The sequence below is a fragment of the Pseudoalteromonas sp. P1-9 genome (genome assembly GCF_001399975.1).
In the GTDB taxonomy this organism is placed as follows: domain Bacteria; phylum Pseudomonadota; class Gammaproteobacteria; order Enterobacterales; family Alteromonadaceae; genus Pseudoalteromonas.
In genome coordinates this window covers 86,508-101,584 of the sequence record NZ_LKBD01000001.1, presented here as the reverse complement: position 1 = coordinate 101,584, position 15,077 = coordinate 86,508, and the positions used below count along the sequence as shown (strand labels likewise).

Here is a 15,077-nt window from a genome sequence, read left to right as displayed (position 1 = left end):
TATAAATGATATTCATTACATTTGCGGTAGTTGAAATCGTTCTAGCTGAATACTGTTATGTTGAACTAGCTGCTCACACATTTGTGCTAAAAAGTCGATTTTACGATTAGAAAGTTGGCGATAGTCTAAAAATGGTGAAACCAGTAATTTGTTTTCGATATTGTACGCAAATTCGTCGTTAAGCCAGGTTAAATTGCCACCAAGTAGATCTTGTGAAGCAAGTTGTTTTGCGTAACCTCGTCCAGCAATTATATGTAGCGTATTTGCGCGTTTGTAGTTTGGCGGGCTGAATAACAATGCAGTAGCAGAGCCTTGCTGTAGTAATTGGGTGTCTCGATATTGCTGCCAAGTTGGCGCTGCGGTTTTACCCGAAAACACACAGGAGGTAAGGCTGTAAATGAATTTAGCGTAAACATTAAACTGTTTTCGCCAGCCATTACCGCATGCCATGGAAATTTCATTAATCGCGCCAGAGGGTAATTCAACTAATGAGTTTGGGATCGCGTATGAGGAAAATTGTGGCGCGTTTTCAACATAAAAAGCAAGCTGATATTGATTGCAGCCAAAACCGATTTCTGACATGTTTAGTACTGTGTTTTTTAAACGAATTTATACCACAAAGCGGATAAGGCTTAAATGGTTGAATCAAACGAAAAGGATTTAAAATGGAGCGTTTGTTTAGCTATGGCACTTTGCAGCAAGAAAACGTGCAGAGGGCTAATTTTGGACGGGTATTAGAAGGCGAGCGTGCTGTACTCCAAGGATATGTTTTATCTGAAGTAAAGATCGAGGATAAGGGTGTTATCGCCAAAAGTGGTAAGCAATATCATCCAATTTTAGTACGCACAGGTAACAAAATTGATGAAGTCACAGGCCATTGCTATTGGCTTTCAAGTGAAGAGTTAATGCAAGCGGATAGTTATGAAGTAGCGGAATATAGGCGCATAAAAGCTAAAACAAAGGATGGTCAAGCATGTTGGATATACGCTGCTAGTAAAGAGCAAAAAAATGCAAAGTAACTAGCAGCGTTAAAGCCTAGTATTTTGCATCATTCGCGCCATGTGGCTGCTCAACGCTCCATTGACCTAGGTTTAAATGGGTAATTTGATATAAAAATAGATAAGTATCTTTAATTGACTTCATAGTGGCTTCTCCTTTACATGTTTCATTAGTAATGGAAAATCTGTGCCAGCATCAGTTTGTTATTTAAATCAAATGATTAGCAATATCGCTATATTTATTCGAGTTATAATGGTGCAAGTCTGCACCATTATAAAACTAAGGTGCAAAGGTGATCTGCCCTAATACTGCAGCTTTGTTAGCACCCGTTACAGAGGGCGCATTAGCTGGCAGATGATTTAACGTGCGATAAGCCATCCAAGCAAACGCCATTGCTTCCATAAAATCGGCACTGACGCCAACATTATCGCTAGTAGTAACATGCCAATCTGGTAAATGATGTTGCAGGCGCGCAACCAAGTAAGCGTTTTTAGCACCACCGCCACACAATACCAACGTACCTACTTTTGACTGAATAGGGCTTGCAATGGTTAGCGCTGTAAGCTCAGTTAGTGTTGCTAACATATCGTGGTTATTGAACGTATTTTCAGCACACTTCTGCCTAAGCCAAGTCAGATTGAAATACTCCCGTCCAGTACTTTTTGGCGTGGGCAGTGCAAAGTAGTCATCATCTAATAGTTGTTTAAGTAACTCTTGATTGATTTTACCTTGCTTTGCGAAGTCGCCATTGCGATCGTATGGTTGGTCAAATGCTTGCTGTGTAAAACCGTCAATAAGTGTATTGCCTGGGCCTGAGTCAAAACCAAGTAAAGTGTCTTGGTGACAAATTGTTAGGTTAGCAATGCCGCCAATATTGGCAAAAACCTGAGAGTCTTTATGCTTATTAGAATTTATTTGAGCTAACAAACTTTGATGAAAAAGAGGCACTAGCGGGGCGCCTTGACCACCAAGGGAAACATCCATTTCGCGGAAGTTATGTACACAAGTAATGCCTGTTTTAGCGGCGAGCACAGATGCATTTAATAACTGGGTTGAATGCGGTGTTTCACTGTTAGGGTCGTGGAAGACAGTTTGCCCATGTGCGCCGATGGCTTTTATTTCGTTAGCATCAACTTGCTGCGTTTGTAGTAATTGATTAACTGCCGCTGCGTATTCACAAGCTAGTTGATAAGACGCATTACCTATATCAGCAATATTGCATGTCTTATTAGTAATAATTGAAGATAACAACTGATGCAGTGACTCTGTAAAGGGGGTTTCCAAGCTTGCTACTAACCTAGTTTGCCCGTTTACTATGTTTACTAATGCAATGTCGATACCATCCAAGCTAGTGCCAGACATGATGCCGATGTAGCAGATAGAATTTTGTTTCATAATTTCAATTTTGAAATACATATTTGTCAATTGTAAAGATAAATTCCATTAGATAAAGTCATAGACGAAAATATGTAAATAATTATTTAAAATGCAAATGTTTGTAAATGATGTGTTGTAAGGTTTGTTTTACCTTGTTAACTTGTGGCTAATTTATTAACAAGGGTTGATTATGAAAAATAATAAACTGAAGTTATCAGCACTTAGCGCAGCTATTCTAATTTCGTTAGCTGGTTGTGGTAGTGACGATAACAAAAAAACAACTGTAACACCTGATGTAGCTCCTACTGCGAATGATGTAATGGTTCTTAATGCAATGCAGTGGATGGTTTCGGAGGGGCAGTTAAACGCCCGTGATGGAAACTACGATGAACTTTCTGTTTCGTTTAGCGAAAACGGTGAATCTGTAAGTGCTGAAGGTGGTGTTTATACCTTTTCTCATGGTGTACTTGAGCTTGATGGCCTTAACTTTAAGTATGTTAACATTTCTGGCGAAGATGCAGAAATTGGTTACACAGTAACAGCCAATGGCAAATCAGCGTCTGCTAAACTAGTAGTCTCAGGTGTTAAAGGCGACCCACTTGCTAAGCATCAATGGCATTTACGTAATACCGGTCAAAAAGCATTCGCTCTAAGTGATGAAATGAAGCAAGGTCTAATCGATTTATACGTAAATGATCTAGGCATTATGACTGAAGAAGAAGCAATAGCATATTGGGACGCTGAATTTGCTGATGCAGAGGCTCGTTATTTAGTTGCTGGTGAAGATATCAAAGCAGTAGAAGCCTATAAACAAGGTGTTACAGGTGCTGGTGTAACTGCTGTTGTGGTAGATTCAGGTCTCGAAATTCGCCATGAGGATTTAGCACCAAATGTACTGCCTAATCGTTCATTAAATTTAGTTCAGGGTGCATTAGATAAAACTGACCCTACGAGCGAAGCGATAAATGGTGACCATGGTACAAGTGTAGCGGGTTTAATTGCGGCTAAAGGCTGGAATGGCTTAGGCGGCCGTGGTGTGGCTCCAAACACTGGTCTAATCGGTATGAACTATTTAGGTTCTGGTGATAAAGTTGCTCAAACAGACTTCTTAGTGCACGGTTTCCCAGGTTCTGGTATCACAGCTAATGAAGAAATTTCAGCGTTCAACCGCAGCTATGGCATCACTTTCCCAGTGTATATTGGTTATTCAGAATTAGATGAGCAAATCGAGTCGTATCCAAATTTATACCTTCGTGGTGGTAAAGGTGCGACTAATATTAAGTCTAGCGGTAATAGTTTTGAAGATGGTGGTCCAGAAGGCTCTTTCTGTGCAGATAATGGCGCAAATGATTTAGGCCTTACCTGTTATAATGGTAACAGCGAGCCTAGCCAAGCGCATCCTTACTATTTCTCAGTGGGAGCAGTTAATTCTAATGGTAAACACACAAGTTACTCTTCAGCAGGCGCAAACGTTTTAGTCGCTGCTCCATCTGGTGAGTTTGGCCGTTGGGCACCAGCAATGGTTACAACAGATCCTATGACATGCTTGAGTGGTGTATCTGGTTATGAAGGCCGTAATATTGCTGATTGGAGTGCTGCTTACGGTGAAGCATTTGCTGCAAGCCAATATGTATTCGATTACCCAGGTCACCCAGAAAACGCAAGCTGTAATTACCGCTCTACAATGAATGGTACATCATCTGCAGCGCCTAATGCGGCAGGTGTGGTTTCACTTATTTTATCTGCAAACAAAGACTTAACTTGGCGTGATGTACGTCATATTTTAGCTAATACGTCGACTAAAAATGATGCTAGCGATGAGGCAATCACACTATCTGTAGGTAAAGATGAAGAGGCAGGTGAATTTGTTGCACACGATGGTTGGATTGAAAATGCTGCGGGTTATAAGTTTAATAACCTTTACGGTTTTGGTCGTGTAGACGCTGGCGCTGCTGTTGCTATGGCAAAAGCATATGATACTAACCTAGGTGAAGAAGTTATCAGTGATTGGGTTGGAGCTGGCTCTGTTGTTGGTCAAGAAGACTTAATGGTAGAAATTCCAGACAACAATGCCGAAGGTGTATCGTACACAGTAACTATTGAAGAAGATGTTACAGTTGAAGCAATTCAATTTAATTTTGATATTGTTAGCAAAGAAATGGGCTTCGGTTTTGATACAGCTAATGGCCCAGTACAAACTACAGCTGGTACCGATTTAGCAATCGAAGTTACATCTCCAAGCGGTACACGTAGTGTATTACTATCGTCGAAACAAGCGCTTGTTTACCCTGCATTTGATTTTTACGGAGGCTGGCAGCCTGGTTACATCTTGAAAAATGGTACTTTCCTAGCAAATGCGTTCTATGGTGAATCAGCGAAGGGTGAGTGGACGATTCGTTTAGTTGATACATCTGGCGATAGCTTCGCAACTGCTGATGGTGGTTCGTTTGGTTTTATCGGCTATGTTAATAACACAACCCCATCTACGATGACTGGTGCTGCGGTTCGTGTATTTGGTCATGCGGCAAACTAAGGAGTTTATGCAATGAAACTTAAATTATTATCAATGACAGTAGTTGCGATGACGTTATCAACTCAAGCTACTGCGGTATCAAAGTTTGACGCTGGCGTTGCCGATAAAGTTGATACACAAAAACAAGTACAACAATTATCTAAAGCTGATTTTGGCATGTATAAAATTGAGAAAGGTTTAGCACTAGTGCCTTCATCAATTGCGGCTGCTGATAGCGTGATTGCTTCAAAGGGTGAGAATGCAGTAGTTGCTCTTGAAGTTCCAAATGACTTAGTAAAGCCTGGCAGTCTTGTGCGTAACATTTTTACAGGTAATTTAGCTCCTTTATCAGGTAACATCTCTATTCTACTTAAGAAAGGTGTTTCGGCTAATGATGTTGCAGCTGCAACTGGTTTAAACCTTGAGTCAAGTTTTTCTGGTACTGATTTAGCTGTTGTTTCTGTTGCAGAAAACCAAGATGTTTTAAAAGCGCAAGAGCTATTAAAAGCATCAGGTCTGATTAAAGAAGCACGTATTGAAGTATTAGAAGCACGCCATACAGCGCGTTAATCTGATTACTTAACTTGTTAAAGCCCGCTTCTAGCGGGCTTTTTTGTTTGAGGTTCAAAATAATTATTTAAGAGATTACTGTGCTTTCTATTTGTGTATTGTTAAGTCTTAAAAACCCGTTATTTATTGATTCATGTGCAATATTAAATCGTGAAGCTAATTTTATCTTAAATTATTGTAAATGAGATGTTGTTGTTTGGTGTTTCTGTTGTTAATGTTATTCAACTTACAAAAATAAGTTTGTCCAGATAAAAAGTTCACCTAAGAGGGAAGTCAAAAATGACAAGATTTGGTAACAAAAGAACGCTAATTGCGTTATCAGTTGCGGCAGCAATTACATCAACAGCAGCAAGTGCTGCAACATTTAAGCAGTATAACTACAGTGGTGCAAAACCAGTTCAAGCGCAAGCAAGTATCAAAAATGACGAAAAAGAAGTAAAGCAAGCAAGTGCTTGGTTAGTAAAACTTAACACGCCATCAATAGCGCAAAGCCAAGGTGTTAGCTCAAATATTGCGAGCCAAACAGCGTCGATTATGACTTCTCAGGCTTTAGTCGAATCAGCAATCCAAACGATGGATTTAAATATTAGCATTGTTGCAAAAACTTCTAAGCTTGTTAATGGTTTACTTGTTAAAGGTGACAAGCGCGAAATTGAACAGCTGGTAGCACATAATGAAGTAGCGGGTATTTTCCCAATTTATGACTCTGAGTTACATATAGCGGATAGCGCTGAATATATTAAAGCAGCCGAGTTAGTAGCATCAGGTGTTGCTAACGGTAGCGGAGTGAAAGTTGCCGTTTTAGACACGGGTATTGACTACACTCACGCTGCATTTGGCGGTGAAGGTACTGAAGCCGCATATGTTGCAGCAGCTGAAGACCCAACAGATTCTGTAGCTTGGCCGCAAGGCCAGGTTATGGGCGGCTATGATTTTTATAATATGGACCCAGATCCAATTGATGCCGGTACAAGCCATGGTACGCATGTGTCACATTCAGTATCGGGAATAGCACCAAATGTAGAACTTTATGTGTACTCTGTGTGTGCTGGTGGGTGTCCTGGTGTTGCTCAGTTCATGGCATTAGAAGCGGCGATGGATCCGAATGGTGATGGTGATATTTCAGACCGTGTTGATGTAATTAATATGTCGCTGGGTGGTGATTTTGGTGATATCGCAACTGATGGTGTTGGCCTTGCTATTAACCAAGCGGTGAAGCTCGGTACTAATGTTGTTATTTCTGCTGGTAATGACGGCGCTTATCCATTTATTGTTGGTGGACCAAGTACTTCTGAAAATGCGTTATCAGTTGGTGCAATGACTCACCCAACAGATGAAACATTAATTCCAAGTGGCACGATTAACGGTGAAGAGGCTATTATTCAGCTTGCGTCATTCGGTCCATCTGAACCTTACATGCTGTCAAATACTGATCTTGAAGTTGTCTACCCAGATGCAAACCAAACTGCATGCGAAGCATTTGCTGATGGTACCGATTTTACAGGCAAAGCGGTTGTGATTGACCGTGGTGGTTGCGCGTTTGTTACAAAAGTATTGATGGCGCAAGAAAAAGGTGCCGAGTTTGTATTTATTGCAAATAATAACGATGACGGAACGCCGGCGCCTATGGGCGGTAGCAGTACAGAGGTTACTATTCCATCTGTTGGTATTACATATCAAGCCGGTATGGCATTAAAAGAGTCTGGTATATTCTCGATTAATGTTGAAGCTATCGTTACATCGGGTGCAATCGCATCATTTACATCACGTGGTCCATCAATGGACGGTTTATTAAAACCTGAAATTACGGCGCCTGGTGTGAATATTATGACTGCACACCCGGGCACAGGCACAGGCCTTTCTGGTGCGACTGGTACATCATTCTCAGGACCAATGACAGCTGGTGCAATGAGCTTATTAAAACAAGCGCATCCAAATCGCAATGCGATAGAACTTAAAGCTACTATTATGAATACGGCAAACCTTGATGTTACTATGGAGCCGCGTTCATTAAACCCAGAAACTGAATTGGCGCCGATTAGTTACATTGGTGCGGGGCTTGTTGATGTTGAAAAGGCGGCAAACCTACCTGTGGCAGCATGGGCAAAAGATACAAAACAAGCAGCATTATCACTTGGTTTGATTAACCCTTCTCAGGCAACTGACTACGTTAAAACGGTACAAGTTAAAAACTTTACAAGTGAAAGTAAAACCTACGACCTCAGCCTAGAGCAGCGCTTCAGTAACGATATTGAACGCGGCGCGCTGGTGGTAATGCATCCAGATTCAATTACAGTGCCGGGCGGTCAAACGGTATCGTTTGATGTTACGTTTAAAGTTGACCCTGCAAAACTGCCGGAGTGGACATTAAACCAAAATAATATTGGTACACAAGACGCTACGACAGATTTAACTAATCTTGAATTAGACGGCGCGCTTATTTTCTCTGAGGGCGGTGAAAAAGCACTTCATTTAGTTTATCACACGTTACCAAAAGCTGCGGCAGAATTGTCATTTGAGCCTGTTCAAATGGAAGGTGGCACGGCGCATAAAGTGACTAACGTAGGTGCAGTCGACTTTGAACCATTCTTTGCGCCAACAACAGTTTCAGATGCTGCCGAAGGCAAGCGTTTAGATCTGGTAAGTGGTTCGGTTGAAATGATTGAAGTGCCGACTGAATTCTGTGAATCAGGCTACTCTGTTTTCTCAACAATTGTAATGAATGAAGGTGTGAGCCATAGCTATATTGGTGGCTTTATGGTTGACTTCGATTTAGACCAAGACGGTACATATGACGTTACTGCGCAAAATGGTAAGCTTGAGTGGTTCTATGATGTAGAGCCTACACAAATATCATTTACCCACCCATATGGTGTAGGAAGTGGTTGGTTAGGCAACATGTATCACACAACTGGTAACAACTTTATGACTATTCAGTCGTGTTTAGGTGCATTTGGCCTAACGACTGAGGACATGGGACTAACAGCTAACGTACGATTCCGTCTTGAAGAAGGAACTTGGACACCAATTGCTTATGAATCACTTGATGATGCAATGGGAACGTTCACATTTGAGAAATCAACAGGTGTTGCAGCATTAATGACTGCGGAAGAAAATATTGTTGAGTCGTTAGCTCCGGGTGAATCCGCTTACCTTGCGCACGCAGGTAAAAACTTTACGATTTTATCTGAATCAGGTTCGAAAGCGATTAACGCAACACCAAGCGCTGACCGCGCAGTTGCACCAATGCTTGCTGACGCTGAGTTCTCAATCGCTGAAAATTCGGAAAATGGTACAGTGGTTGGAATGCTAGAAGTGTCTTATGGTGCTGAGCTTGCAAACCTAGCGTCAGAGTTTATTGTCGTTAGCCAAACGTCAAATGCGGTTATGTTAGAACAGTCAGGTGAAATTGTTGTTGCTGATAAATCAGTGCTTGATTATGAAGCTGGTCTAACTGAAATCGAAATGGAAGTGGTTGTTACTGATACTGCTGGCAATATTTCTGAGCCTGCGATGGTGAAAATTATGGTGACAGATGTGAATGAAAATCCACTTCCTGAACCAGTAACGCCACCTAAAACGAAAAAATCGTCAGGTTCATTTGGTTGGCTTGCACTGCTTGCTGCGCCACTGGCATTTATTCGTCGTAGAAAAGTGAAGTAACTATTTCATTTTTATTGAAAAGCCCGCAATAATGCGGGCTTTTTTAGTGCTTTTGTCTGACGTACCAATTAATTAGATAAGTGTATACTATCGAGCCCCTAAGAGCTTAATTAGTGATTCAGTACAGTGCTTGTTTTCTGTACTACACTTTGTATAACTAAATAATTAATAAAAAATAATTGGCGTCGTCTTATGCAGAAAAACCAAACCCTCACAGGCAGTGAGGTAAAACTAAAGTCGTCACAACGGATTGTTTCAACCACGGACCTAAAAGGTCGCATTACTTACGCAAACCAAGACTTTATCGATATCAGTGGCTATCAAGGCGACGAGCTGATTGGTCACGGGCATAATATTGTCCGTCATCCGGCAATGCCGTCACTGGCTTTTAAGGATTTATGGGGCACTATCAAGCAAGGTAAGCCTTGGATGGGCATTGTTGATAACCGCTGTAAAAATGGTGATAACTATTGGGTTGATGCCTATATTACCGCTGTGATGGAAGGGCAAAAAATTGTCGGTTATCAATCGGTGCGTCTAAAGCCTGAAGAAGATTACCTTAAACGCGCGAAAGCGCTGTATAGTTCGGTTAATAATGGCGCGAGTTTGGGTCAAAAAATTACATCTGCATTGTCATTTAACTTAATGGGTAAGTTAACGCTTGCGGGCGTATTTGCAACCGTTATTCCTGCCTTGATTGCTTCTTTCTCTGTTTCGTCAGTTGCACAACTATGGCCATTAATGCTGGCATTTGTGCTGTTTGGTTTATTTGCATGGGGTGTTGCCAAACCTTATCAGGATGCTGCACGAAAAGCGCGTGAGATTTTTGATAATGATATTGCCAAACAAGTGTACACCGGTCGCAGTGACGAATTAGGCCAATTGCAGCTCACGATTAAAATGTTGCAAACCCAGCAAGAAACCATTGTATGGCGTATTAACGACGCAACGTCTGGGCTTGATACTGTTGCGCACAGTACCATGGACACGGCCGAGAAAACGAATCAATTAATGCAGCAGCAAAACCGTGAAGTCGAACAGGTCGCAGCTGCAATCAATCAAATGTCTGCAACGGTAAAAGAAGTGGCGCAAAACGCCTCTCTTACCGCTGATGCAACGCAAGTTGCCGATAACGAAGTAGTTGAAGGGCAGCAAGTGGTTGATAGAACGACCGCAGACATTAACGAACTTGTACGCGAAGTTGAATCTGCTGTTACGGTTATTAATAAACTTGCGTCAGATAGCCAGCAAATTGGCACTGTGGTTGATGTGATTCGTGGTATTGCGGAACAAACCAACTTACTTGCACTTAATGCCGCAATTGAAGCTGCAAGGGCAGGTGAACAAGGTCGTGGCTTTGCCGTTGTTGCCGATGAAGTACGTACACTCGCCGCACGCACTCAGTCATCGACAGAAGAAATTCAGCAAATGGTTGCAACGTTACAACAATCTGCAGGTGAAGCGGTTTCAGCAATGCAGCAAGGGCAAACCAGAGCAGAGCAAAGTGCCGATCAGGCGCAACTTGCAAAAGCGTCACTTAGTCGTATTTTAGATGCGGTAAATACTATTACGGATATGAGTGCGCAAATCGCAACCGCAGCAGAAGAGCAGTCTGCGGTATCCGATGAAATTACAAAGAATGTGATTAACATTGATAATGCGAGTAAAGAAACACTTGACGCGTCAGAGCATGCATTTGAGTCAACAGAGAAACTGTTAAACGAAGCAGAACGATTAACCACGATGGCGAAGCAATTTAGTCAGCACCGTTAATCTATAGTTGGATCATTCATTAACTAACTTGAGTTCAGGTTAATTAGGGTTTAAGTTAATAAGGTTCGATGTAAAAAAATGCCGCGATATTCGCGGCATTTTTGTATCCATAGATACTAACTCAAGGTCGGGTTACTTAACCGGGAAACCACGGTCACGCATTAGTGCTTCAACTTCTGCGTCACGTCCTCTAAATAAACGATATGCTTCAGCTGGGTCCATTGCGTTACGAATAGAGAATAAGTGCTTAACAAGCTTGTCAGCTAATTCTTTATCGTAAAAGCCACCAGGTGCTTCAGCAAATGCTTCAGATGCGTCTGACGTTAGTACTTCCGCCCATAAGTAGCCGTAATAACCCGCTGAGTAACCTTCACCAGAGAAAATATGGCCAAAGTGTGTGCTGCGGTGGCGCATCACAAGCTCACTTGGCATACCAATGGCTTCTAATTGCTCTTTTTCAAATTTAGCTGGGTCAATTTTAGCTGGATCGGTTGTATGGTATAGCATATCCATAATTGCCGACGCTAAGTACTCAGTAGTTTTAAAGCCTTGGTTAAAGGTTGCTGATTTCTTAATTTTAGCAACTAACTCTTTTGGCATTGGCTCACCAGTTTTGTAGTGAACAAGGTAGTTATTGATCACTTCATCGGTTGTTAACCAGCGCTCAAGTAGTTGCGATTGGAATTCAGTATAGTCGCGTACACCTGAATGCGATTTAGGGTAAGCAACCGTTGCTGATAAGAAGTGAAGTGCATGACCAAACTCATGGAAATAAGTCTCAGCATCGGACCATGAAATAAGCGTCGGTTCGCCTTCAGAGCCTTTAACAAAGTTAGAATTGTTTGACGACAGAACCGTTTTCTTACCATCGAATGTTGTGTGGCTGCGATAGGTGGTTGCCCACGCGCCTGAGCGCTTACCTTTACGACCAAATGGGTCTAAATACCATAAACCAATATGTTCGCCAGTGGTTTTATCAGTTACATCCCACACGCGCACGTCTTCATGGAACACAGGGACTGAACCGGCCGCCACTTCTTTAAAGTTGAAGTTAAATAAACGACCTGCTACATAGAACATCGCTTCGCGCAGTTTATCTAGTTGCAAGTATTGTTTTACTTCGTTTGAATCAAGATCGTACTTTGCTTTACGTACTTTTTCTGCGTAGTAGCGATAATCCCATGGCGCAATTTTAATGTTTGCACCTTCGCTATCAGCGATTACTTGCATGTCAGCAACTTCTTCACCCACGCGTGCAATTGCCGCAGGCCATACTTTATCCATTAGGGCTTTTGCATTCGCTGGTGTTTTTGCCATACGGTCTTCTAAACGCCACTGTGCGTAGTTGTCGTAGCCCAATAACTGCATGCGCTCGTGACGTAGAGTTAAAATGTCTTTAATGGTTTGATTGTTATCAAACTCATCACCATTACCGCCGCGGTTGTAGTAGTTTTTCCATACTTGTTCACGTAGTGCACGTTCATCTGAGTAGGTTAAAAACGGATCCATTGATGAACGCGAATTAGTAATTGCGAACATTTCTGGTTTACCACGATCTTTCGCCGCCGCTTTTGCCGCTGAAATTAACGAATCAGGTAAGCCTGAAAGTTGCTCTTTAGTTAAAAACACCACGTAGTTTTCTTCATCTGCTAACACATTGTTGGCAAATTTAGTGTGAAGACCAGCAAGCTCTTGGTTAATTTCTGCAAAGCGTGCTTTAGACGGTTTATCAAGTGTTGCACCATTACGTGCAAAGCTATTGTAAGTAAGCCAAGTTACTCGTTGCTCTTCTGGTGTCAGTGACTTTAACGCATCGCTTTCGTATACCGCTTTAATGCGCGCAAAAAGCTTTTCATTTTGCGTAATTTTTGAGTTGAAGGCAGATAGCTTAGGCGCCATTTCTTTTTGAATGGCACGAAATTCTGCGCTAGAAACGTTTGAGCGCCAAATACCGTAGTAAGTGTAAACGCGTTTTAAAAGGCTGCCTGATTTCTCAAGTTCAACAATGGTATTGTCAAACGTCGCTGGCTCAGGGTTGTTGGCAATGGCATCAACTTCTGCCAGTTTTTGTGCCATTGCGGCATCAAATGCAGGCTTAAGCTCGCTCAGTGTTACTTTATCAAATGCTGGTACACCGTTATATGGACCGCTAAATGCGGCCAAAATTGCGTTGTCGTTTTTAGTGTCTGTCGCAACTGTTTTTTCGGCTGTTGGTGCGTTTGAAACTGTTGGTGCTGATTTTTCACCACAGCCTGACAAAGCAAATACTGTTGCCATCGCAACCAGCGAAAGGTTTAGTTTTTTCATTGTGTGTTCCTAGTGTTATTGGCGAGTCTTAATTGCAATCGTGTTCAGAAAAAAAAGCACGCTAAGCGTGAATGCTCACTCTTTAAATAGTTAATCATTTTACGGGCTAAATAGCGTGCTTAATGCGTGTATTCCGCCTGATATCTGATCACATACTTAATAGAATTGATATAAAACAGGCAAGTAGGTAAAAAGCAAACTTTAGTAAGGGGGGTTCATACTAAAAATGTTCAATGCACCAAATTGCAATGTCTAATTCGCTAGCAGAGCGACTCGCTTAATTCGATTGTGTGCTTATGCTAAAAAGCTTTTTGCATAAGCACAATGTTTTTGCGTTAAATGAGCGTTTGCTTGAGGTTAAGCTCAGGTGATACTTCGCACAGCGCACCGTTGATCAAAGTAAGGTTCGGCGGCTGGTGGCCTATGTCCATATCGTAAATGATAGGAATATTAAGTTCGGCTTGCGTGAGTGCCATAGCAAAATCAATTTGCTTGTTCGCAGCAGAAGCTGCATGTCTGCCAACAAAAAGTGCGTTAATGCGCTCAAAATGGCCTTTGTATTTTAGCATTAACAATGCGCGTAGCCAGGCGGTAGGGCTGAGTTCAGCATTTTCGATGTATAAAATAACACCTTCTTTTTCATAGTGTTGGCAAAAATCCTGCAGATCACAATACGGACTATCTAAGGTAAAAATAAGCGTATCTAAACAGCCGCCAATTAAACGCCCAGAAACACCCTCACTTGGCCAATTAAGTGTTTTCCAACACGTTTTTTGCGTTAAATTATAAGCTGCATCTGGGCTGTTAATCACATCAGCGTAGTCTGCTTCAAAATGACTTGATGCGGTTTGTGTAAAGCTATCGCCCTTTTTCAGCGTTATTGCGTTATAAAAAGCAGATGTCGTGCTATCAGATTGATTAGGAACCAATTGCATTAGATTAGCTGTGTGCATACTTGCCCAATTTAACCGCGTTGACAGTGTAACTTGCAGTGTACTTACATCCGAAAAGCCAATTAGCCACTTAGGTTTCGCACTTTGTAATTGCGCAAAATCAAGCAGGGGCAATAGTTCCATTGCAAGTTCTCCGCCCCAAGGCGGCATAATCGCATCGATACTATCGTCTAGCAGGTATTGCATGAGTTGCTGAGCGCGAATTTCTTTGCTGGCGCTTACATGCTGGTGGTTATGTTTTAGGTTTGGGTCAAGAACTAGTTCAAAACCCAATTGTTTAAAATGCGCTAGTGCTAAAGATAAGCGGGGGTGAAAGGCTTCATCGACGCCTGATGAAAATGCACAAACAGCGATTTTACTGCCTGCAACTAGTGCATTCGGGTACTGCATTATCTGTCTCTAATGTAATGGTTTTGCACCACTTTATCGATATACTTTTTGCTTGCCAAGAGTTTAAAGCCCAATGGCTCAGGTAAATCGCCAAACAATGGGTAGCCACCACCTAACAGTACAGGAATTCGTGTCAGGATCATTTCATCGACTAAGTCTTCCTTTAAAAAGCTTTGAATGGTTTTACCGCCGTCAATATAAAGGTTGTGATAGCCAAGTTCTGTTAAGTTTTTCACAATTTTTTGTAGTTCACCATTTACCAGAAAAACCTTGCCCTCGTAGCCATTAGGAACATGTGTTAGGGAATTAGAAAGAACAAAAACGGGTTTGTTGTATGGCCATTCCACGCCAAACGACAATACCATTTCAAAGGTATTTCGGCCCATTAACAGTGCATCGATGCCTGCGATAAACGCATCAAAACCAAAGTCGTCGCCGTTAGGGTTAGGTAACTGATGTAGCCAATCAATTTTATTATCTTTATCAGCAATATAACCATCGAGACTAGTTGCAATAAATACTTTGTTTGTCAT

10 protein-coding genes are annotated in these 15,077 nt (G+C 41.8%); 5 read left to right on the top strand and 5 right to left on the bottom strand.

Annotation, left to right across the window (positions count from 1 at the left end; genetic code table 11):
• Nucleotides 1–15: 15 nt before the first annotated feature.
• Nucleotides 16–582 carry a DUF6942 family protein gene (locus AN214_RS00465; protein WP_054977932.1) on the bottom strand — a complete coding sequence of 189 codons (567 nt, stop codon included), beginning with the start codon at nt 580–582 and terminating at the stop codon, nt 16–18.
• 83 nt (nt 583–665) lie between these two features.
• Here AN214_RS00465 and AN214_RS00460 point away from each other — a divergent pair, with 83 nt between their 5' ends.
• On the top strand, nt 666–1,019 hold the full coding sequence (locus AN214_RS00460; protein WP_054977931.1) for a gamma-glutamylcyclotransferase family protein: 354 nt from the start codon (nt 666–668) through the stop codon (nt 1,017–1,019).
• Between the two features lie 259 nt (nt 1,020–1,278).
• Here AN214_RS00460 and AN214_RS00455 read toward each other — a convergent pair whose 3' ends face one another.
• Entirely contained in the window at nt 1,279–2,394 is a 1,116-nt protein-coding gene (locus AN214_RS00455; RefSeq protein WP_161805643.1) for an anhydro-N-acetylmuramic acid kinase, read from the bottom strand.
• A 172-nt stretch (nt 2,395–2,566) separates the two neighbouring features.
• Here AN214_RS00455 and AN214_RS00450 point away from each other — a divergent pair, with 172 nt between their 5' ends.
• From AN214_RS00450 to AN214_RS00435, 4 genes are all read left to right on the top strand, one after another.
• Nucleotides 2,567–4,909 carry a S8 family serine peptidase gene (locus AN214_RS00450; protein WP_054977929.1) on the top strand — a complete coding sequence of 781 codons (2,343 nt, stop codon included), beginning with the start codon at nt 2,567–2,569 and terminating at the stop codon, nt 4,907–4,909.
• Nucleotides 4,910–4,921: 12 nt separating this feature from the next.
• Complete coding sequence (locus AN214_RS00445; protein WP_054977928.1) at nt 4,922–5,458, top strand: hypothetical protein; 537 nt, start codon at nt 4,922–4,924, stop codon at nt 5,456–5,458.
• Nucleotides 5,459–5,737: 279 nt separating this feature from the next.
• Entirely contained in the window at nt 5,738–9,121 is a 3,384-nt protein-coding gene (locus AN214_RS00440; RefSeq protein WP_054977927.1) for a S8 family serine peptidase, read from the top strand.
• Between the two features lie 192 nt (nt 9,122–9,313).
• On the top strand, nt 9,314–10,894 hold the full coding sequence (locus tag AN214_RS00435) for a methyl-accepting chemotaxis protein (RefSeq protein WP_054977926.1): 1,581 nt from the start codon (nt 9,314–9,316) through the stop codon (nt 10,892–10,894).
• A gap of 132 nt (nt 10,895–11,026) precedes the next feature.
• Here the strand turns inward: AN214_RS00435 and AN214_RS00430 are convergent, their stop codons facing one another.
• The 3 genes from AN214_RS00430 to AN214_RS00420 form a co-directional block, all read right to left on the bottom strand.
• Nucleotides 11,027–13,201 carry a M3 family metallopeptidase gene (locus tag AN214_RS00430; protein ID WP_054977925.1) on the bottom strand — a complete coding sequence of 725 codons (2,175 nt, stop codon included), beginning with the start codon at nt 13,199–13,201 and terminating at the stop codon, nt 11,027–11,029.
• 335 nt (nt 13,202–13,536) lie between these two features.
• Entirely contained in the window at nt 13,537–14,544 is a 1,008-nt protein-coding gene (locus tag AN214_RS00425) for a S66 peptidase family protein (protein WP_054977924.1), read from the bottom strand.
• On the bottom strand, nt 14,544–15,077 hold the full coding sequence (locus AN214_RS00420) for a dihydrofolate reductase family protein (RefSeq protein WP_054977923.1): 534 nt from the start codon (nt 15,075–15,077) through the stop codon (nt 14,544–14,546). The genes AN214_RS00425 and AN214_RS00420 overlap by 1 nt, the downstream gene beginning before the upstream one ends.